Here is a 20,679-nt window from a genome sequence, read left to right as displayed (position 1 = left end):
CTACATCAAAAGCGCGGGCCAGGGGCGCAGGAAAATTCCCAGAACCTCTTGCACCAGATACCAGATTGACCCGGCGGCGATGGCCGCGACGGGGATCAGGATATGAAATCTGCGTTCGCCCAGAATGATTGATCCGATCAGCAAAAATCCGATGGTTGACCCGACAAACCCAAGCGGCCTTAGCGTCAGCGCATAGGCCACCATCAGGAAAAGAAGCCCGACAGCTTGCCCCACATGGTAGTCGCCAAGCCGTCTGATATCGATTGCACCATCGGTGCCCTCGTCATCCTGGGGTTTCGGTTTGGCGGTGAATAGAATGATCAGCCCAACTATGATTCCAAGCACTGACAGTATCTTTGGGAATGTCGAAGGCCAGACGGGGTTGCGCCGCAGGATTGGCGGCAACAGATCATCCATCGTGAAAAAGGCGGCATAGCCATAGACGCAACAAAACGCGACAAAGACCAGCGCGATCCAGCGATCCAGCGCCATTGATAATTCCTTTCCTGTTTTGATTCTGATGTCGCTGGCAGTCATCCCGGCGGGGCGCACCCTGCCGGAATATCCGTCTTGCGTTTATCCTGCGACCCTTTTGGGGTCTTTGGCTTGGTTAAAGAAAACCGAGGTCGCGCATCAGATCGCCGATCTGCTTTTCTTGCGCCTCAAGAAAGGCTGCAAATTCATCACCGGGGCGGAAGATGTTGACCAGCCCCATCCGGGCGCGGATTTCTTCCCACTCAGGGGTTTCCATCATGGCAGCCAGCATGTCTTGATAGGCGGTCAGTTTTTCGTCGGGCAGGTTTGGCGCGGCGAAGAATCCACGCCAGTTGACGAACTGCGCGTCAATGCCCTGTTCGGCAAAGCTGGGCGCTTCTGAATAGGCCGGCACACGATCAGGCGAGGTGACGCCAAGGATCCGAATTTCACCTTGTTCGGCCAGCGCGATGGCTTCGGAAAATCCGGTAGATAGTGCCTTGATTTCGCCAGATAAAAGACCGGCCATCGCTTCACCACCGGCGTCATAGCCGATGTAGTTGAAGGCAGTCGGATCTTCGCCCGCACCCTGCATGATGATCGCGGCAACCAGATGGTCCATGCCCCCCGGAACTGAACCGCCACCAATGGCAAAACCTGCTGGATCTTCGCGATACTGCGCCAAGGCTTCTTCCATCGAATTGATCGGGCTGTCTGCCGTCACGACCAGTGCCGCGTAGTCGCCGACGGTGCCCGCCACTAGCGTCAGGTCGCGAAAGCTTTGTGCAATTTCCCCCGTCAAAGACCGGATCACGATTGGTGTGGAATTCACCATCAGTGTGCCGTGGCTGCTGTTGGCGTTCGCGATCAGGTTCGCAATCGCGACACCGCCGCCGCCGCCCGACATGTTTTCGTATGTCGCATTGCGCACCAGACCTGCGTTCATCAACGCTTCGCCTGTGCCGCGTGCCGTGCCGTCCCAACCGCCGCCGGCGCCGCCGGGGATCAGGAAATGCACGGAATCCATCATCTGGTGTCCGTCGGCCCGGGCCATGCCGGACAGCGCGATAGTTGCAGTTGCCGCAGCGATAAGCGCACGGCGTGACCACGCAAGAGTGTTCATTGGTTATCCTCCCATTTGACAGGCGATTCTCCTCCGCCCATAGTTTGCTTCAATCACACAAAGCTGACAGAACCCTGACAGGGCCCTGATCGTAGCCAAGCACGGTGTGGTCGCGGGGGGGCAGGTGCGTTATCTATTGGTTGAGGACAATATCGAGCTTGCGGAAGCCGTGATCAAACGGCTGGCGCTTGATGGTCACGCGGTGGACCATGCAACGACCCTTTCCGAGGCCGAGGATTGCCTTGCTGCGGCGAGTTACGATCTGATCCTTCTGGATGTCATGCTGCCCGATGGAGACGGCCGCGATTTTCTGGTGCGCAGCCGCGCGCATCTTGCAACGCCGGTGATCGTGCTGACGGCCCGCAGCCAGGTGTCTGACCGTGTCGGCGCATTGGATCAGGGGGCCGATGACTACATCACAAAGCCTTTTGATTTTTCGGAACTGGAGGCGCGGTGTCGGGCAGTTTTGCGGCGGCGCGGTGGATCGGCGCGCAATGAAATCGCGCTTGGACCGGTTATTTTCGACCTGCTGGCGGGCACGTTGCAGCGCGGCACCGAAACGCTGGAATTGCGCAGCCGCGAAATTCGCCTGTTAGAAGTTTTCGCCCGTCACCCGGGCCAGATCATGTCAAAATCACAATTGATGGATCGGCTGTTTTCCTATGATACAGCCGTTACAGAAAATGCGATCGAGGTTTATGTCGGCCGCCTGCGCCGCCGGATCGACAGCGTTGGGTTGCGCATCGAAACCGTCCGCGGTCTGGGATACCGGATCGAGATCGACGCTGCATGATGGTAGTAACAAGATCTATTGGGAAACGGCTGACGCTGCTGCTGGCGGGGGTTGCGGCGCTTCTTTCTGTTCTAAGCTGGAGCATGGTGACAGGGCTGGCCCGCGAAGCGACGCAGCGCACACAAGATAATGTGTTGGCGGCCTCTGCTACCACCATTGCCGAAACCCTGCGCAGCGAACAGGGGGCTGTGCGGCTAGAGTTACCCTACGCCGCTTTTGCGATGTTGGGTGCGATCAGCCAAGACAGGGTATTCTATCGCGTGACTGCCGACGATGAAACATTGACCGGCTATGAAGACATGCCGCCCCCGGTGCCGGGCAGGCAGGGTCAGGTTATGTTCGATACGGCCAATTACCGGGATGCGCCAATTCGTATGGCGTCAATCTCGCGGCTGGTTCTGGCCGGTGACGGCCCGGTCCTTGTCACGGTGACGGTCGGCCAAACCCGAGACGGAGTTGGTGCCATCGCAGCGGAACTGTCGCAACTGGCTGCCATTTTTTCAGTGGCGTTTTTTCTTGTTGCGGTCGCGCTTTCGGCTTTTGTTGCGCAGACCTCGCTCAGACCCCTCAACGAAATAGCGGCCGCAGTGTCGCGACGCGGCCCGTCAGACTTGCGCCCGTTGTATCGTGAAGCACCGGCCGATCTGGCCCCGCTTCTGAACGCGCTGAACCGGCTGATGGACCGTTTGCAGCAATCCATTCGCCGGTCCGAGGATTTCATCGCCGAGGCGGCGCATCGCATCCGGACACCGCTGGCCACGGTGCGTGCACAGGCTGAAATTGCATTACGCACGGTATCCGGTGAACCCGAAAAGGATAGGTTGCGCCGGATCATTCGCGCCGTCGATGAAAGCTCGCGTTCGGCGGGGCAATTGCTGGACCACGCCACCGTGGCCTACCGGACCGAAGACCTGGCGCGCGATCGGCTGGATCTGGCTGATCTGGTCGCACAAACGGTTGCCGCGATGGAACCAACAGCCGCGATGCGCGACATCCATCTGCAAGTTGACGGTGTCCCCACGCCGATCAGCGGTGACGCCGTCCTGCTGGAAAGCGCGATCCGCAATGTGCTTGACAACGCGATCAAATACGCGCCCGAAGATACCACTGTCACGCTCGGCATCACCCATGCCGCAGGCGCGGCGCGCCTGACGATTACTGATCAGGGTCCGGGGTTGGGCGACGAACCCGTCGATGACCTGATCGAACGATTCAAGCGCGGCAAGAACACCGAAAGCATCGTCGGTTCGGGCCTTGGTTTGACAATTGCGGCGGATGTCCTGCGCGCCCATGGCGGGCGGCTGGACCTTGCCACCGCCACAAACGGGAGTGGAGGCGCATGCGTATCCTTGGTCTTGCCATTGGTCTGATTATTTGGTCCGTTACCGCAGCATCGCCGCTAGAGATAGAGGACCAGCGCGTTTTTCCTGGCACAAGCGCGCGGGTCTTACGGATCATCTCGACGACGGATCTGGCGGTTTTTGAACCCTACATCCGTGCCTTTCAAAATGATCATCCCGAACTTTCAATCGACTATACCGTTGTTTCCTCAAGCACGCTGCACGGCGCGATCCGTGCAGGCGCGCAGTTCGATCTTGCCATGTCATCTGCGATGGACTTGCAGTTTCAGCTTGCCAATGACGGCTATGCACGGCGTTACCGGTCTGGGGCGACCGAAACGCTTCCCGACTGGGCCCGTTGGCGTGACCTGATCTTTGCCTTCACAACAGAACCTGCCGTTGTCGTGATCAACAGCGCGTTCTTTGCTGATCTTGACCTGCCTTTCACCCGACAAGAGTTGATCGCGATCTTGCGGGACAATCCTGAACGTTTCGGTGGTGCGCTTGGCACTTATGATGTGCGCGAAAGCGGTCTGGGTTTTCTGTTCGCCACCCAAGAGGACAGGTCTTCTGACGCATACTGGCGCCTGAACGAGGTGATGGGCCGCCTTGGGCCCAAGCTTTATTGTTGTTCTTCATTGATGATCGAAGACGTCGCTTCGGGGCGGCTGGCGCTGGCCTATAATGTGCTGGGCAGCTATGCGACCACGCGACTGGAACAGGATCAAAGCGGGCGGATGCAAATCCTTCAGATGCAGGACTTCACCAATGTGATGCTGCGCACCGTGCTTATTCCGGCCACTGCAAAGGAAACCGATGCAGCAGGCGCCATGATCGACATGCTGGTCAGGCTGGGGCTGCGCGATGTGGCAGGTGACTGGCCCCTGCCTTCTTTGCGCGCGGCCGGCTTGGGCGAAACCACGGGCTTTGGCCCGATCCGTTTGGGGCCGGCATTGATGGTGTATCTTGACCCGCTGAACCGCAGGGCATTTGTGACCGAATGGGAAAATGCCATGGAGCAGCGTTAGGCGTCGTTATTTTTGGGGATGCCGTCTGCCGGTCTGACGGCTGTGCCCCGAGACCGGCAGACAAGCAAGATGCCTAAAAAGTGCGCGCCAGTTTTTATACCCGCATAATTTTGAACGTTTTTGGTGATCGGCCTTGTCGGCGGCCGCGGGATGTTCTGTCAATCTGTTCGAATTTTCGGTGTCGCATTACCTGTTGGCCCGGTCGCTGGATTCGGTTGGTTTGTCTGAACGTGACATGTCGGTCATCAATAATGCCGGCCCTGACATGGTTGGGGCATTCCAGACAGCTGATGTTACCACCCTTGTGACGTGGAATCCGATGGTTTCGGAAATTGCCGCGCTGCCGGATGCAGTGCAGGTTTTTGACAGCTTCATGGTTCCTGGTGAAATCATCGACCTGATGGTCGCCAATACTGATATGTCGGCCGATAATCCCGATTTCGGCAGGGTGCTGGCGGGCATCTGGTATGAAAACGCGGCCCTGATGACCGCTGACACGCCAGAGGGCGCAGAGGTTTGCGCCCGGTGGCGCAGGATCAGCGGGATTGGTGGCAACGTGGTTTATGCGCGATACGCCTGAAAGAATGTGCCTGCCTGATACGGTCAAACTGCAATGGACGACCGATCTGACGAAGCGGCGCGTAATCTTTTCCGACATTTGCCGCGTCATGCTGTCGATCATTGAGGACAGCGGCGGTGCCCTTGACGCGTTGAGTGGCGGGTCAACACCCGACACTGTGGCGCAATATGGCATGCCGGCAATGCGCAAAAAGCGCGAAAACATGCTGCAGGCCGCTGCGCATGAATTTGAAATACGCCTGGTTCATCCAGCTGAAGCCGATGAAATGGCGATACCTTCGATCTGGGTGTTCATATCTACGAGGTCTTGCACCTGCCGGGTCATTCGCCCGGTGGCATCGGGCTTTATGAACGCAGCACAGGTGTGCTGTTCGGGGCGGATGACATCTATGACGGCCACTGATTTATGACGGGCCGGGCATAACCTGAGTTTTGGCCCCGAAAGACTGTCCGCGATGATGGATCAATAAGAAGCGGTCTGGCAGGGGCAAGCGGGCGCAAAAACCGGGCGCGAATTGTGAGGTCATCGTCAGATTGATCTGGGTTAATGTGTGCTTGCCGAAAAAGTGGCTGTTTTATGCATCGCTTGGTGTGCTGATGGATATGATGGAGCGTTTCGTAAAGGAATCAAAGAAACGCGAGATGACCAGCGACCGGCGCATGACGGCCTTTGCGCAAACGATCGAAGACGTCGCAAAACAGCTTGCGACGGATCCTGTGTCGGGGCTTTCTGCTGCGCAGGTGCGGCGTCGGTTGGAAACCCACGGGCCCAATCAGCTGCGGCGTGCCGGGCGCAAAAGCTTTTTTGCGATCCTCATGCACCAGTTCCAAAGCCTGATCGTCTGGCTTTTGACCGGCGCTGCGGCGCTGTCCTTTATGATGGGCGATCTGCCCGAGGCCTTGGCCATCATCGTCGTCTTGCTGATCAATGGCTTGATCGGTCTGGTCACGGAACTGCGCGCCACACGGTCAATGGAGGCGCTGATGCAGATTGCAGAGGTGCAGACACGGGTGCGACGCGGCGGTGCAGAGCAGTTGATTCCAGCACAAGAGCTGGTGCCCGGCGATGTGGTCGTGCTTGACGCAGGTGACGTAGTGACCGCCGATCTGCGGTTGGCAGAGGCGTCAAATCTTCAAGCAAATGAATCCGTTCTAACGGGTGAATCAGTTCCCGTCGGCAAAGATGTGGCGCCAGTGCGTGCTGATGCGGTGCTTGGCGACCGCACTAGCATGGTATTCAAAGGCACCTCGATTACGCAGGGCGCAGGTGTGGGGCTGGTGGTTGGCACCGGTATGCAAACCGAGCTTGGCCAGATCAGTGATCTGGTGCAACGTTCCTTATCCGGCGCGGCGCCGCTTGAACGTCGGCTTGATCAGCTTGGGCACCGTTTGATCTGGCTGACAGTTGCGCTGGCGATCCTGACGATTGGTGCGGGTCTTTTGCATGGCCATAACATCATGATCATGTTGCAAACCGGGGTCGCGCTGGCGGTGGCTGCCGTGCCAGAAGGGTTGCCGGTGGTGGCAACCCTTTGTCTTGCGCGCGGCATGTGGCGAATGAGCGCACGCAATGCACTGATCCGCCAATTGTCATCGGTGGAGACATTGGGCGCAACCACCGTGATCCTGACAGACAAGACAGGCACGCTGACAGAAAATCGCATGACGGTGGTGCGTTACTTTCTGGCGGGTGGTGATGTTGCGGTGCAGGATCATGGTGCGCGGTTTGTCACACAGGGGCAAGCGGTTGATCCTGCAACTGATGATCGGCTTGGCTGGGCGCTACGCCTCGGCGCATTTTGCAACAACGCCAAGCTGGGCGCAGATTCCCGGAACGGGCCAACAGGTGACCCGATGGAAATTGCGTTGCTGGCCACCGCGCAGGCAGCGGGAATGCCGCGCGCCGATCTTTTGGCGACGTATCCAGAGGAACGCGAATATGCTTTTGACCCTGGCTTGAAAATGATGGCCACCGTTCATGTTGGTGACGGGGGATATCTGTTCGCGGTCAAAGGCGCGCCCGAAGCCGTGATTGCGGCTTGCACACAGGTGGCAGGTGCGGATGGCCCCGTGCCGCTGGATGATACCGCCCGCCGTGACTGGTCTGACCGTCAGGCGCAGGCCGCAAGTGACGGGCTGCGGCTTCTGGCCTTTGCAATGAAATACGCCGATGCAGAGTCGCCACCATTTGACGCGCTGACGCTTGTGGGCCTGGTTGGTTTGCGCGACCCGATCCGTGCAGAAGTGCCAGATGCGATTGCGGCCAGCCGCTCGGCTGGTGTGCGCGTTGTCATGCTGACCGGCGATCATGCCGATACGGCACGGGCCATTGCACAGCAGGCTGGCCTGTCGGATGGCGAACTGAACGTCGTCGAAGGCGCGGCGATCGCTGATCTGGACCCTGAGACAGCAGATGACCAACAACGCGCGCAGATGCTGGATGCCGATGTATTCGCCCGTGTCACCCCCGAGACAAAGTTGACGCTTGTGGCGATGTTTCAGAACGCAGGTCATGTGGTGGCGATGACCGGTGACGGTGTAAATGATGCACCTGCCCTGAAAAAAGCCGATATCGGCATTGCCATGGGCGCACATGGCACGCAAGTCGCACAAGAGGCCGCAGATATGGTGCTGCGTGATGATGCGTTTTCGTCGATTGTTGCGGCGATGCGTGAAGGGCGGGTGATTTTTGATAATATCCGCAAATTTGTGGTTTATCTGATGTCGTGCAATGTCAGCGAGGTGCTGGTCGTCGGCATCGCTGTCGGTGGTGGTTTGCCCATGCCGCTTTTGCCACTGCAAATCCTTTTTCTAAACCTTGTCACCGATGTGTTTCCTGCCTTTGCGCTGGGCTTGGGTCAAGGTGATGAACATGTGATGCAGCAACCGCCGCGTGATCCGTCAGAATCCATCATCGACAAACCGCGGTGGGTGCTGATTGCGGTGCTGGGTCTGGCCATCACAATGGCAACGCTGGGTGCGTTTGTGCTGGCGCTTTACTGGCTGATGCTGGGCATCGGCGGTGCCATTACCGTGGCTTTTGTGACGCTGGCGCTGGCGCAGCTTTGGAACGTCTTCAATCTGCGCGATCACGACGCTGAATTCTTGCGCAATGACGTGACCCGAAACCCCTATGTCTGGGGGGCGATCGTTTTGTGCCTTGGGTTGATTGCAATGGCAGTCTGGCTGCCGCCGCTTGCCAAAATGCTCAACCTTGATCCGCCGGGGGCAAAAGGGCTTTTGCTGGCAGCGGGGGCAAGCGTTGTGCCGTTGATCTTTGGCCAGCTGTGGATCAGGTTTGCCCCGATACCGACGCGCCATGACCGAACTTGAATATGCGCGCCCGGTCTGCGGCTTTGTGTGGGGTCAAAACACTTGCTGCGACTGCTACGATCTAGGCGGTTTCATAAGCAAGAATTGATTTTTCAATCTTGTCCAGCGGCATTTTTGTCAGATCCTTGTTGATTTCGGCGATAATGACGGACCGCAGGCCATCATCATAGGCGGCGCGCATTTCACCCAATGTGCGCGGATCGGCGATGACAACCAACTGCCCAAAACGCCCGGATGCGGCCCATTCGCGCAGTTTTGCCGTTGTTTCCTTGGCAAAGCGTTCTTCTGCAACGCGGTGCCAATCGGTTTCTTCCATGGCGCTTTTGCCCCATGCCTCCACTCCGCCGGTGACCTGCCGCGCCGCATCGTTTTGGCGCCCGGGGCGATCTGCGGACAGTTCATGATCGGGTGGGGTGCGGTTGGTTTCTGCTTTTACGACCTCAAGATTCAGGAAATCCTGATCGCCCTTGTTGTTCAGCAATAGAAATTTTTCGCCATCCGCAACGATAACCCAAGTTTTATGTGCAAGTTTCAAGGTTGGTGTCCTTCTATTTTGTATAAAGAAAATCCGGGCCGGTTGACCTGACTGATCGTATCACTTTGGACAGATACCAGTCAAAAGAACGCGCACCTTAACCAGCGTTAAGGCGCAGGGGCGGGTCACGTCACGGTGCTGGCGGCAGGTCGCGATAGGTGGGGATGATGTCGCCAGTCGTCGGGGTTGCTGCGTAAACTGCGCGGCAAATCGCCCGGCTCAGGCATATGGCTGCGGCAGCCCCTAGATCGCGGATCGCGGAATGATCAACGGGATGACCGGACCCGGTTGCCACGGCAAACACCAGATCACCATCCATCGGCGTGTGGGCCGGCACAATGGCGCGCGCCATGCCGTCATGCGCGGCGACGGCCATGCGGTGACATTGGGTTTTTGTCAGTGGCGCATCGGTCGCCACGATTGCGATGGTCGTATTGGCCCCCTGCATGCTGCGCAGCATCATGGCATTTTCCTTGCGGCTGGGTTCCGGGTTGAACAGCCCACTGCGCGGATCAGGGCCAAGCCCGCCAAATTCGCCATTCCATTCGAATGGCGCGGCCCAGAAATGCCGGTCCCCCGGGGTGGTCACGCTGCCCAAGGCGTTGACAGCAACCAGCGCACCGACGGTTGTGCCATCTGGCAAGACAAACGAGGCAGACCCCAGCCCGCCCTTTTGCATCGCGACCAGCGCACCGGTGCCCACCCCTGCCGTGCCGATGGCGAAATTGGGTGTTGCGGCCTCCAGCGCGGCCCGCCCTAGCGCGTGATAGGGGTTTTCATCCCAATCCTTGGCCCCGCCGTTGATCAGGTCGAATATAATTGCCCCCGGCACGATGGGCACGCGCACAGGCCCCACGACAAATCCGCGCCCCTGCGCGCGCAGCCCGTCCATGACGCCGGAACAGGCATCAAGCCCGTAAGCAGACCCGCCCGACAGCACCAGCGCATCGACCTGTTGCACGGTCTTGTCAGGGGCCAGCAGGTCGGTTTCGCGGGTGCCCGGCGCGCCGCCCATGACATGCACGCTGGCGACAAAGGGCGCGTCACCGACCAGAACGGTGGTGCCGGTCTTGATATGATCGTCCTGCGCGTTGCCAACACGCAGCCCGGCCACATCGGTGATCAGATTGCGCGGGCCGGGTGTGAATGCATGGGCCACGTGTCACCTCTTTTGCTGTTGGTGCGCATCATTGCTGTGCCGGGGGTGAAAAACAAGGCCGCCACTATGCCGCGCCTGTCGCGGGCAAACGGGGGGCGGCGGCGATCAGGGATTGGGTGTAGGGGTGGCGGGGGCGGGTCAAGACAGTCTCTGTTGCGCCCTGTTCCACGATTTTGCCCGCCTGCATCACCAGCACCCTGTCAGTGATGGACCGCACGACCGACAGGTCATGGCTGATGAATAGATAGGCCAGCGGGCGCTTGCGGCAAAGGTCTGCGATCAAATCCAGCACCTGCGCGCGCACGGAAACATCCAGCGCGGAAACCGCTTCGTCAAAGATAATCAGTTCGGGTTGCACGATCAGCGCGCGCGCGATGGCGATCCGCTGGCGCTGGCCGCCGGAAAATTCGTGAATGTATTTATTCGCATCATCCGGCGACAGGCCGACATCGCGCAGGGCATTGGCAATCGCCCTGTCACGTGCCGCACCATTGGGCGGATTTTCCAGCAGGTGAAACGGTTCGGTGATCAGCCGCGCGACCCGGTGGCGGGGGTTGAAGCTGCTATAGGGGTCCTGAAACACCACCTGCATCTGGCGCCGCACCGCGATGTTGGGTTTGTGGCCTGTGAAAACGGGCTGGCCGTCTAGCGTGATCTGGCCTTGCTGGACGGCCTCTAACCCCAATATGGCTCGTGTGAGTGTCGATTTTCCGCTGCCGCTTTCGCCCACCAGCCCGACGCGTTCTCCATGGTCGATATGGAAACTGACGTCATCCAGCGCCTTGAACCGATGGCGCGGGCCAAGCAGGGTTTTGCGCGACGGGGGATAGGCGCGGGTCACGCCGCGCACTGTCAAAAGCGGTGGCGCCGCTTTGTGCGCCGGCAGATCGACACGGTGGGTCGAGGCGGCGAACAGCGCGCGGGTGTAGGGGTGCTGCATGTTTTGCAGCAGGTGCTGCGTTGGGCCTGTTTCCACCACGCGCCCTTTTTCCATCACAACAATCCGGTCGGCCACATCGGCCACAACGGCAAGGTCATGCGTGATCAGCAACAGCCCCATGTCAAAATCGCGCACGATGCCGCGTAGCAAAGCAAGGATGCGCGCCTGCGTTGTTACATCCAGCGCAGTCGTCGGTTCATCCGCGATCAGCAGTTTTGGATGCCGCGCGATGGCCATGGCGATGCAAACGCGCTGACGCTGCCCACCGGACAGTTCGTGCGGGTAACGGCTGGGTGGCTGGTCCAACCCGACACGTTGCAGCATTGCTGCGGCGCTCGCATGGGCCTGCGCCTTGGTCGTCTTTTCATGGATCAGGATCGTTTCGGCCACCTGTGCGCCGATGGTCTGTAGCGGGTTCAGCGCGGTCATCGGCTCCTGAAATACCATGCCCATCGTGTTGCCGCGCATCTTGCACAGGGCAGGTTCGGGCGTTTGCAAAATGTCGGTGCCATCCAGCATGATCTGCCCGCCGGGCACAGCACCCTGCGGCAGCAACCCCATGATCGCCAGCGCCGTCATGGATTTGCCTGACCCGCTTTCGCCGGTGATGGCGGTGATTTCGCCCGGCTGCATGGTCAGGCTGACGTTATGCAGGATTGGCGCGGTGTTGATCCGCAGCGAAAGGTTCTTGATGTCCAGCAGCTTCATACCCGCGCCACCCGCAACCGTGGGTCCAACCAGTCGCGCAGCCCGTCCCCCAGCAGGTTCAGCCCCAACACCATCAGCAGGATCGCAAAACCGGGGATCAGTGCGACATGCGGCGCGATGCTGACCAGCGTTTGCGCGTCCGCCAGCATCCGCCCCCAACTGGCCGTGGGCGGCTGTGCGCCAAGGCCGATGTAGGACAGCGCCGCCTCGGCCAGTATCCCAAGGCTGAACTGGATCGTGCCCTGCACGATCATCAGGTTGGCGATGTTGGGCAGTATATGTTCCACCGAAATGCGCGCCGCCGATTTGCCGCAGACGCGGGCGGCAAGGATGAAATCACGTTCCCACAGGGGCAGGGCCGCGCTGCGCGTCAGGCGGGCAAAGACAGGGACGTTGAAAATTCCGATCGCGATGATCGCATTCACCGCAGAGGCACCGAAAACAGCCGTGATAAGAATGGCAATCACCAGCGACGGAAAGGCAAAGATCAGATCATTGCCGCGCATGATGATTTCATCCAGTAGCGAGCCATGCCGTGCGGCCGCCAGCAGCCCCAACGGGATACCCAGTGCCATACCAATCCCCACGGCAACCAGCGCCACCGCGATGGATGTGCGCGCACCCATCATGATCATCGACAGGATATCGCGCCCGAAATGATCGGTGCCCAACAGATGCGCAGCGCCCGGCGTTTTCAACCTGCCCGGAATATCCAGCGTTGCAATGTCATAGGGCGTCCAGAAGAACGACATCACCGCAAGCGCGATGAAAACCGCCGTCAGCGCCGCCCCGATGATCAGGTTGCGTGCCCTCATCTGCGCCGCAGCCTTGGGTCAACGGCAGCATAGGCCAGATCAACCGCGAAATTCACCACGATCACCAGAAAGACCAACAGCATCACCACGCTTTCCACCACGATCAGGTCGCGCGCGCTGATGGATTGAAAGATCAGCCGCCCCAGACCGGGCAGGAAAAACACCTGTTCAATGATGATGCCACCCGCCAGCAGGAACGAAAATTGCAGCCCCAAAATGGTCAGCACCGGAATCAGCGCGTTGCGCACCGCGTGCCGCCAAAGCGCCTGACGGCGGGTCAGCCCCTTGGCGCGGGCGGTGCGGATGAAATCCTCGCCCAGCATGTCCAGCAGCGATGACCGCATTACGCGCGCAAGGATCGCCGCCTGCGGCAGGGCCAGTGCAATGGCGGGCAAGGTCAGCGATTTCAGTGCCAGTGCGGGGTTGCCCCAACCAGGAAAGCCGCCTGCGGAAAACCAGCGCAGATTGACGGCAAAGATCAGCACAAGGATCATCGCGAACCAGAAATTCGGGATGGCAACACCCAGTTGCGTGGCCCCCATGATCGTGATGTCACCCGCGCCACCCCTGCGGCTGGCGGCATATATGCCCGCAGGAAAGGCGATGGCAGTGGACAGGATCAGCGCATAGGCCGCCAGCGGCAGCGACACCCAGATCCGGGCGCTAATCAGGTCGGCCACGGGGGTTTTATACGTCCATGATGTGCCGAAATCGCCCTGCAACATGCCTGCGACCCATGCGAAATACCGCTGGAACAGTGGCTGATCCAGCCCCATTTCCGCCCGCAGCGCGGCGATCGTATCGGGCCGTGCGTTGACGCCCAGCATGAATGCCGCAGGATCGCCGGGGATCACCTCGATCACCGCGAAAATCACCAGTGAGGCGACAATCAGGCTGACGGTCAGCGATGTCAGGCGGCCAAGGGTATAACGGATCATGCCGGCCCCAATGAACCTGCCGCCTGCATCAGATCAGTTAGCCCGGCGGACCGCAGTCAAGTCAACCGCAGCGGTTGGCTGGTTCACCCATAACCCGCGAATATCGGCCTTGGCCACTGTCGCCACGGCCAGTTCGAACAGATAGCCGTTCACGTAATCATCTGCGATGATCCGCTGCGCTGCCTTTAGCAAGGCGCTGCGCCCGCCTTCATCTGTTGTTGCGTTCAACTGGGTCATGACGGCCTGAAAGGATGGGTTGTCATACTGGAAATAATAATCAGGGTTGGCGTAAATCCCGATATCCATCGGTTCGGTGTGGCTGACGATGCTCAGGCCGAAATCCTTGTTTGTGAAAACTTCCTCGATCCATTGCGCCCATTCCAGATTGGTAATTTCGGTCTGGATACCAACGGCGCGCAGTTGGCTTGCGATAATTTCGCCGCCGCGTCGGGCGTAGCTGGGCGGGGGCAGTTTCAACGTGGTGGTAAAGCCGTCTGCGAAACCCGCCTCGGCCAGCAAGGCGCGCGCCTTTTCGGGGTTATGGGGCGAATTGCCCAGCATATCCAGATAATCGGGGTGATGCGGGGCGAAATGCGTGCCAATCGGTGTGCCAAGGCCGAACATCGCACCGTCAATGATGGCCTGCCGGTCGATCGCATGGGCGACGGCTTGGCGCACCAGCCGGTTGTCGAAAGGCGGTCTTTGATTATTCATCGCCAGAATCGTCTCGCCTTCTGTATTGCCGATCAGCACCTGAAACCGCGGGTCGGCTTGAAACTGTGGCAGGTTTTCAGGGGCGGGAAAGCCGACAAAGGCATCCACATCCTCGGCCATGACGGCGGCAAAGGCGGCGGTCGGGTCGCTGATGAAACGAAAGGTTGCAGACCCTAACGCGGCCGGATTGCCCCAATAATCAGCATTGCGCACCAGTTCGATGCGGTCGCCCTGCACCCAGTCGGCAAAGGCAAAAGGCCCGGTGCCGATAGGGGTGCTGGCGATGTTGTCGATGCTTTCGGGTGCGACGATCACCGCGTCACCCCACGCCATGTTGAACGGGAACATCCCGTCGGGCTGGTCCAGCGTGATCTGTACGGTCAGCGGATCAACCACGGTGACATTGGAAATGCCTGCAAACAGCCCCTTTTGCGCATTGGTGCTGTCATCGGCGCGGGCGCGGTCAAGGCTGAATTTCACATCCTCTGCGTCCATCGGTGTGCCATCATGAAAGGTCACGCCGTCATGCAGCATGAACAGATAGGTCAGCCCGTCATCCGACACCGCCCAGCGTTCGGCCAGCGCTGGAACGATTGCGCCGTCAGCGGCGAAACGGGTCAACCCCTCAAACACATTGGCGTAAAGCACGCTGTCAATCGCCTGTGCCGCCCCGCTGGTGGGGTCAAGGTTCGGTGGCTCCAACTGGATCGCGACGGTGATGCTGTCCTGCGCCATGGCGGCGGGCGCGCAAAGGATAATGGCAGTCGCCGCAATGATGCGTTTGAAATGGTGCATGGTATCCCCCATTGTTCAGGGCAGTCTTGACCCAACGTGTGGGCAAATCAAGCCCTTGCCACTGGAAAGCGCGCGGGCGTGCTGCTATCTGCCGCCGCAACACGCATCATGCCGGAGGACGAGATGAGCGCGACAGCGAAAAAACGCAACCCCCTGCCGGATGATATCCGCGCCGCCAAAGGGGGCACGCCGCTGGTCAGCCTGACGGCCTACACCACGCCGATGGCGCAGATGATGGACGCACACTGCGACTTTGTGCTGGTGGGTGACAGCGTGGGCATGGTGCTGCACGGTTTGCCGTCGACGCTGGGCGTGACAATGGAGATGATGATCATGCACGGGCAGGCCGTGGCGCGCGGGTTGTCGCGCGCGATGATGGTGATCGACATGCCATTTGGGTCATATGAGGAAAGCCCGCAACAAGCGTTTCGCAATGCCGCCCGGCTGATGGCGGAAACCGGCGCGGGTGCGGTCAAGCTGGAAGGTGGCGTGACGATGGCCGAAACCATCGCCTTTCTGGTGGCGCGCGGCATTCCGGTGATGGCCCACATCGGGCTGACGCCACAGTCGATCAACACGCTGGGCGGCTACAAGGTGCAGGGGCGGGGCGCGGCGCGCGATGCGCTGCTGGCCGATGCGCAGGCGGTGGCCGATGCGGGCGCGTTTTCCGTGGTGCTGGAAAAGGTGCCCGAGCGGTTAGCGGATGACATCACGGCGCTTGTCCCGATCCCGACCATTGGGATCGGGGCCAGTGCGGGCTGCGATGGCCAGATCTTGGTGGTGGATGACATGTTGGGGCTGTTCACCGCGTTCAAGGCGAAATTCGTCAAACGCTATGCCAATTTGGGCGATGACGGGGCCGCAGCCGTTGCCGCCTATGCTGCCGACGTGCGCGCGCGGGCGTTTCCGGCAGCGGAACATGTGTTCGCGGACGAGGCCCCAAAGTGATCGCGCCGATCGAACGGACGCTGGCGGGGCTGCGGGCGCAGACCGCGATCTGGCGCAAGGCGGGCGACACCATCGGCGTCGTGCCGACGATGGGCGCGCTGCATCAGGGGCATTTGTCGCTGGCGCGTGCGGCGCGGGCCGCCTGTGACCGGGTGATAGTGACGATTTTTGTGAACCCCAAACAGTTCAACAACCCCTCTGATCTGGACAGCTATCCGCGCACGGAACAAGACGATGCGCGCAAGCTGGAATCGACCGGCGTTGACCTGATCTATGTGCCGTCGCCGGATCAGATTTACCCCGAAGGTTTCGCCACCACGGTCACTGTCGCGGGTCTGACCGATATGTTGTGCGGTGCCACGCGCCCCCGGCATTTCGATGGCGTGGCGACGGTGGTACCCAAACTGTTTTTGCAGACCAGTGCCGATTTCGCGTTCTTTGGCGAAAAGGATTACCAGCAATTGCAGGTGGTCCGGCGCATGGCCACCGATCTTGATATTCCGGTCACGGTCGTTGGCTGCCCAACGATCCGCGAAGAGGACGGGCTGGCGATGTCGTCGCGCAACCTGCTGTTGTCGGACCGGGCACGCATCAAGGCGCCCATGCTGGCCGAGGTGATGCAGGACATCCGGGCGCAACTGCTGAACGGTGCGACGATGGCCCAGATTACACCCGACGCAAAGGCGCGGATACTGACGGCGGGGTTCACGAAAATCGACTATCTGGAACTGCGCGACGGCGATGACCTGTCGCTGCTGGATCAGGCCAAACCCGGTGCGCGGCTGTTCGCGGCGGCATGGCTGGCCGGCGTGCGTTTGATCGACAACATCGCGGTTTAGCGATTTCTATCAATGTAGGATGGGTGCTTGCACCCATGCCCGTTTCACCCATGCCCCGTCCCTACCAATCCGCGTTCACCAAACCCGCCTTGATGTCGCGATGGATGGATGAAAAAGGCCAATCTGCTGCGCGTGCCACAAGCCCGTGCTTGACGGGGTTGCCCCAACAATATGCAATATGTGCGTTATAATCGCATTCGTTCCGAATTGTATGTTCCCAAAACCGCCGCTGCCAGATACCCCGTTCCTGCTTGGCAACCTGCGAAGCACTTCGCGGCTGACGTGTTCCAACGGTTCTGGAAAATCGCGATTTGATCAATCGCCACCTTGTTGAATAATCGGCGTCACATTCTGGCAAGGTCCAGACAGCGTGCAGGTGGTCGGGCAGAATGACCATGGCGTTGACGATGATGTGCCGCTCAGCACTGGTTTGAACAAACGCCTGACGCAATGTGTCGATGTGATCGACCAAAAGCGTTGACGTTCGGTCGGCAAGGTTCACGGTAAAGAAATAGGTGCCGCCAGTTCGACGATACCTGCGATAACGGGTCATTTCTTGGTTGTGGCGGAAGAAGGTTAATGATGGGTGAAATCACCCATCCTACGGCATCAATATCTTTGCCAGCCCGAATTTCATGTCGCTGGCCCCGCGTCCGTAGATTTTTCCGTCGATCAAACCACCACCAAAGGGGTCCACCGTCCAGTCGCGGCCAACTGCAACCATGTCAATATGGCTATTGAAATGCATGCAATCACCCGCCCACGCCACTTCGCGTCGGTCGGTGATGGCTTGGGTCAAATTCGTGGTCATGACCCGATTATTGGTAAAGGAACGCATCGACACAATCGCCAATTCATGGCTAAGAGAGCGCAGACAAGGCAGGGACAGAGCATGGCGTATCTTTTGGGCGTGGACACAGGCGGCACCTATACTGACGCGATTGTGCTGGACGAGGTGACAGATCAGGTGATCGCCAAGGCCAAGGCGCTGACGTCGCGGCCCGATCTGTCAGTCGGTGTGGGTGCGGCGATTGACGCCGCCGTCGCGCAGGCCGGTGTCGTGCCTGCCGATATCGCGATGGTGTCGCTGTCAACAACGTTGGCGACCAACGCGCTGGTCGAAGGGCAGGGTGGGCGCATTGCGCTGGTGTTCATAGGGTTTGCCGCCGCCGAACTGGGCCGTGCAGGGTTGGAGGACGCGTTGCGCGGTGATCCTGTCATCACGCTGGCCGGTGGGCACAGCCACGCGGGCGGCGAGGTGGCGCCGCTTGATCTGGTGGCCCTGCGTGCAGCACTTGATGGGCTGGATGCGGGGATTTCCGGTTTTGCCGTCGCTGCCAGTTTTGCCACCCGCAACCCCGCGCATGAGTTGGCCGCGCGTGATATGATCCGCGACCTGACGGGCAAGCCTGTGACCTGTTCGCACGAGTTGTCAAATGCGCTGGGCGGGCCGAAACGGGCGCTGACCGCTGTGCTGAACGCGCGGCTGATTGGGATGATCGACGGGCTGATCACAGCGTGCGAGCGGCATCTGGCTGCGGCAGGTATCCACGCCCGCCTGATGGTCGTGCGTGGTGACGGGGCATTGGTATCGGCGGCAGTTGCCCGCGAGAAACCGATTGAAACGATCCTGAGTGGCCCCGCCGCATCAATCGCAGGCGCCCGCTGGCTGACAGGCGAGGCGGACGCGCTGGTCAGCGATATCGGCGGAACTACGACCGATGTCTGCATGCTGCAGGGCGGGCGCCCGATGATTGACCCGCAGGGCGCCCGCGTCGGCCCACATCGCACCATGGTCGAGGCGGTCGCGATGCGCACCACAGGGTTGGGGGGCGACAGCGCGGTGCATGTGGTTGACGGGTTGGAGAGTGGCCTGCACCTTGGCCCGCGCCGGTTGATGCCGATTTCGCTGGCGGCAAAACGGTTTCCCGCACTGGTGCATGACGCGCTGGACCGCGCCTTGGCGCATGATGTGCCCGCCCTGGATGGCGGGCAGTTCGTTATCCCGCAATGGGATGCCGCGCCCGTCGGTCTGGAAAAACGCGAAGCCGCGATAGTCGCGCGTCTGACGGATGGGCCGCTGCGGTTGGGCCACGCCGTGCAATCGCGCACCGAGACCCCGGCGCTGGTGCGACTGGCCGCGCGCGGGCTAGTGATGCTGGCGGGCGTGACGCCATCCGACGCCGCACATGTGCTGGGCCGGGTCGGCGCATGGGACAGCGATGCGGCCATCAAGGCGCTAACGCTGTTTGCCCGTCGACGGATCGGATCAGGGCAGCGGGTTGCGGATGGCCCTGTCGCGCTGGCGCAGATGATCGTGGACCAGTTGACCGTGCAGACGGTCGATTGCCTGTTGCAAACCGCCTTTGCCGAGGACAGCCGCGATTGGGATGATCCCGCCGCACTGGCCCGCCACCCGCTGACCATGGCGGGGTTGGACGGGCATCAGGGGCTGTTGCAGATGCGCACCGCGCTGGGGGTGCCGGTGATCGGGCTGGGGGCGTCGGCAGGGGCCTATTACGGGCCTGTGGGTAACAGGCTGGGCACGCGTATGATTGTGCCCGAACATGCCGATGTGGCCAATGCGATTGGCGCGGTCGTGGGGCAGGTCGCAATGCAGGCCAGCGGGGTTGTCACCAGTGCCGGCGCGGGTGTGTACGTGGTGCATCTGCCGGATGGGCCACAACGCTTTGCCGACCGCGATGCGGCGATGACCGCGCTTGAACTGGCCCTGACAGAGGATGCCCGCGCCCGCGCACGCGCCGCTGGTGTCGAAGAAATGCGCCTGACCACCGACCGCGACATCGACGAGGTTGCGATCGAGGGTCAGCCGATGTTTATCGAGGCGCGGATCAGGGTCACCGCACAGGGCCGCCCGCGGATCGCGCTGGGTTGATCTGATTGTGTCAGTTTGTGCGCGATTGCTCACATTTCCGTAACCCAGATTGCGCGCGCGGGTTGCGTGGGTCAAAAGATGGCAAAACCTTGAAGGGTCCAGATGTTAGATCGCCATGCCCGCCAATGGATTGACCCACCGCTGAACGCCATTGGCGTTGGCCTGGCCGCGCGCGGCTTTACGGCGAATGGCGTCACTTTGATCGGGTTGGCGCTGGGGCTGTTCGCGGCCCTGCTGATCGCGCTGGGATGGACTGTTTGGGCGCTGATCCCGTTGCTGGCCAGCCGTTTGGCCGATGGGTTGGACGGCGCGGTGGCGCGGGCCACGTGCAAGACGGATTTTGGCGGTTATCTGGATATCGCAGTCGATTTTCTGTTCTACGGCGCGATTCCCATGGCCTTTGTCTGGGCCGATCCGGCAGGGAACGGGGCGGCGGGTGCGTTTCTGCTTGCTTCATTCTATTTTAACGGCACCAGCTTTCTGGGCTATGCAATTCTGGCTGAAAAGCACGGGCATCAGACCGATGCGCAGGGGCAGAAAACGCTTTATTACTCAAACGGTATATTGGAAGGGACAGAGACTATCGTGTTTTTTGTCCTGCTGTGTCTGTTTGAAACCTATTTCGCCCCGTTTGCGTGGGTGTTCGGAACGCTATGTTTTCTGACAGCCACTTTGCGGATTTACGCCGCCAAACAGATCTATACCAACTAAAGGACTGAATA

At 60.2% G+C, this 20,679-nt stretch carries 19 protein-coding genes and 1 pseudogene; 10 read left to right on the top strand and 10 right to left on the bottom strand.

Annotation, left to right across the window (positions count from 1 at the left end):
* The gene (locus IBX59_RS03150) at window positions 1-492 is read right to left on the bottom strand and encodes a tripartite tricarboxylate transporter TctB family protein (RefSeq protein WP_296372317.1); all 492 of its coding nucleotides are present in this window, start codon (window positions 490-492) and stop codon (window positions 1-3) included.
* Window positions 493-610: 118 nt separating this feature from the next.
* A complete protein-coding gene (locus IBX59_RS03145; RefSeq protein WP_296372315.1) occupies window positions 611-1,597 on the bottom strand; it encodes a tripartite tricarboxylate transporter substrate binding protein in 987 nt (328 codons plus the stop codon).
* Window positions 1,598-1,721: 124 nt separating this feature from the next.
* On the opposite strand from IBX59_RS03145, the gene IBX59_RS03140 reads away from it, so the two are divergent.
* The 6 genes from IBX59_RS03140 (at window position 1,722) to IBX59_RS03115 (ending at window position 8,670) form a co-directional block, all read left to right on the top strand.
* The gene (locus IBX59_RS03140) at window positions 1,722-2,390 is read left to right on the top strand and encodes a response regulator transcription factor (RefSeq protein ID WP_296372313.1); all 669 of its coding nucleotides are present in this window, start codon (window positions 1,722-1,724) and stop codon (window positions 2,388-2,390) included.
* Window positions 2,387-3,760, top strand: coding sequence for a sensor histidine kinase (locus tag IBX59_RS03135; RefSeq protein ID WP_296372311.1), 1,374 nt, complete (start codon window positions 2,387-2,389; stop codon window positions 3,758-3,760). The genes IBX59_RS03140 and IBX59_RS03135 overlap by 4 nt, the downstream gene beginning before the upstream one ends.
* Window positions 3,730-4,758 carry an extracellular solute-binding protein gene (locus IBX59_RS03130; protein ID WP_296372309.1) on the top strand — a complete coding sequence of 343 codons (1,029 nt, stop codon included), beginning with the start codon at window positions 3,730-3,732 and terminating at the stop codon, window positions 4,756-4,758. Before IBX59_RS03135 ends, IBX59_RS03130 begins: the two co-directional genes overlap by 31 nt.
* A 133-nt stretch (window positions 4,759-4,891) precedes the next feature.
* Window positions 4,892-5,338: a hypothetical protein gene (locus tag IBX59_RS03125; RefSeq protein ID WP_296372307.1), complete on the top strand. Its 447-nt coding sequence runs from the start codon at window positions 4,892-4,894 to the stop codon at window positions 5,336-5,338.
* Window positions 5,307-5,747 carry a DUF1989 domain-containing protein gene (locus IBX59_RS03120; RefSeq protein ID WP_296372304.1) on the top strand — a complete coding sequence of 147 codons (441 nt, stop codon included), beginning with the start codon at window positions 5,307-5,309 and terminating at the stop codon, window positions 5,745-5,747. The genes IBX59_RS03125 and IBX59_RS03120 overlap by 32 nt, the downstream gene beginning before the upstream one ends.
* A gap of 145 nt (window positions 5,748-5,892) precedes the next feature.
* Complete coding sequence (locus IBX59_RS03115) at window positions 5,893-8,670, top strand: cation-transporting P-type ATPase (RefSeq protein ID WP_296372303.1); 2,778 nt, start codon at window positions 5,893-5,895, stop codon at window positions 8,668-8,670.
* Window positions 8,671-8,731: 61 nt separating this feature from the next.
* Here IBX59_RS03115 and IBX59_RS03110 read toward each other — a convergent pair whose 3' ends face one another.
* The 6 genes from IBX59_RS03110 to IBX59_RS03085 form a co-directional block, all read right to left on the bottom strand.
* Complete coding sequence (locus IBX59_RS03110; protein ID WP_296372301.1) at window positions 8,732-9,205, bottom strand: host attachment family protein; 474 nt, start codon at window positions 9,203-9,205, stop codon at window positions 8,732-8,734.
* Between the two features lie 130 nt (window positions 9,206-9,335).
* Window positions 9,336-10,364, bottom strand: coding sequence for a P1 family peptidase (locus IBX59_RS03105; RefSeq protein ID WP_296372298.1), 1,029 nt, complete (start codon window positions 10,362-10,364; stop codon window positions 9,336-9,338).
* Between the two features lie 64 nt (window positions 10,365-10,428).
* Window positions 10,429-12,012, bottom strand: coding sequence for an ABC transporter ATP-binding protein (locus IBX59_RS03100; RefSeq protein ID WP_296372296.1), 1,584 nt, complete (start codon window positions 12,010-12,012; stop codon window positions 10,429-10,431).
* Complete coding sequence (locus IBX59_RS03095; protein ID WP_296372295.1) at window positions 12,009-12,827, bottom strand: ABC transporter permease; 819 nt, start codon at window positions 12,825-12,827, stop codon at window positions 12,009-12,011. The genes IBX59_RS03100 and IBX59_RS03095 overlap by 4 nt, the downstream gene beginning before the upstream one ends.
* Complete coding sequence (locus tag IBX59_RS03090; protein ID WP_296372292.1) at window positions 12,824-13,765, bottom strand: ABC transporter permease; 942 nt, start codon at window positions 13,763-13,765, stop codon at window positions 12,824-12,826. The genes IBX59_RS03095 and IBX59_RS03090 overlap by 4 nt, the downstream gene beginning before the upstream one ends.
* A gap of 33 nt (window positions 13,766-13,798) precedes the next feature.
* Window positions 13,799-15,274, bottom strand: a complete 1,476-nt coding sequence (locus IBX59_RS03085; protein ID WP_296372290.1) for an ABC transporter substrate-binding protein — start codon at window positions 15,272-15,274, stop codon at window positions 13,799-13,801.
* 123 nt (window positions 15,275-15,397) lie between these two features.
* Between IBX59_RS03085 and panB the strand changes: the two genes are divergently transcribed.
* Complete coding sequence (gene panB, locus IBX59_RS03080) at window positions 15,398-16,222, top strand: 3-methyl-2-oxobutanoate hydroxymethyltransferase (protein ID WP_296372356.1); 825 nt, start codon at window positions 15,398-15,400, stop codon at window positions 16,220-16,222.
* Window positions 16,219-17,061, top strand: coding sequence for a pantoate--beta-alanine ligase (gene panC, locus IBX59_RS03075; protein WP_296372288.1), 843 nt, complete (start codon window positions 16,219-16,221; stop codon window positions 17,059-17,061). Before panB ends, panC begins: the two co-directional genes overlap by 4 nt.
* A 61-nt stretch (window positions 17,062-17,122) precedes the next feature.
* Here the strand turns inward: panC and IBX59_RS03070 are convergent, their stop codons facing one another.
* Both IBX59_RS03070 and IBX59_RS03065 read right to left on the bottom strand, forming a co-directional pair.
* Window positions 17,123-17,614 (bottom strand): transposase, encoded by a 492-nt coding sequence (locus IBX59_RS03070; protein WP_296372286.1) that lies wholly within the window; start codon window positions 17,612-17,614, stop codon window positions 17,123-17,125.
* A gap of 54 nt (window positions 17,615-17,668) precedes the next feature.
* Window positions 17,669-17,839: pseudogene (locus IBX59_RS03065) on the bottom strand (M20/M25/M40 family metallo-hydrolase); the annotation flags it as partial.
* Window positions 17,840-17,953: 114 nt separating this feature from the next.
* On the opposite strand from IBX59_RS03065, the gene IBX59_RS03060 reads away from it, so the two are divergent.
* Window positions 17,954-19,957 (top strand): hydantoinase/oxoprolinase family protein, encoded by a 2,004-nt coding sequence (locus tag IBX59_RS03060; protein WP_296372284.1) that lies wholly within the window; start codon window positions 17,954-17,956, stop codon window positions 19,955-19,957.
* Between the two features lie 102 nt (window positions 19,958-20,059).
* A complete protein-coding gene (locus tag IBX59_RS03055) occupies window positions 20,060-20,668 on the top strand; it encodes a CDP-alcohol phosphatidyltransferase family protein (protein ID WP_296372282.1) in 609 nt (202 codons plus the stop codon).
* Window positions 20,669-20,679 lie beyond the last annotated feature (11 nt).

The organism is Yoonia sp. (assembly GCF_014859355.1).
GTDB lineage: Bacteria > Pseudomonadota > Alphaproteobacteria > Rhodobacterales > Rhodobacteraceae > Yoonia.
The sequence above is the reverse complement of the archived record's forward strand: the minus strand, read 5'-3'. Positions and strand labels throughout refer to the sequence as shown.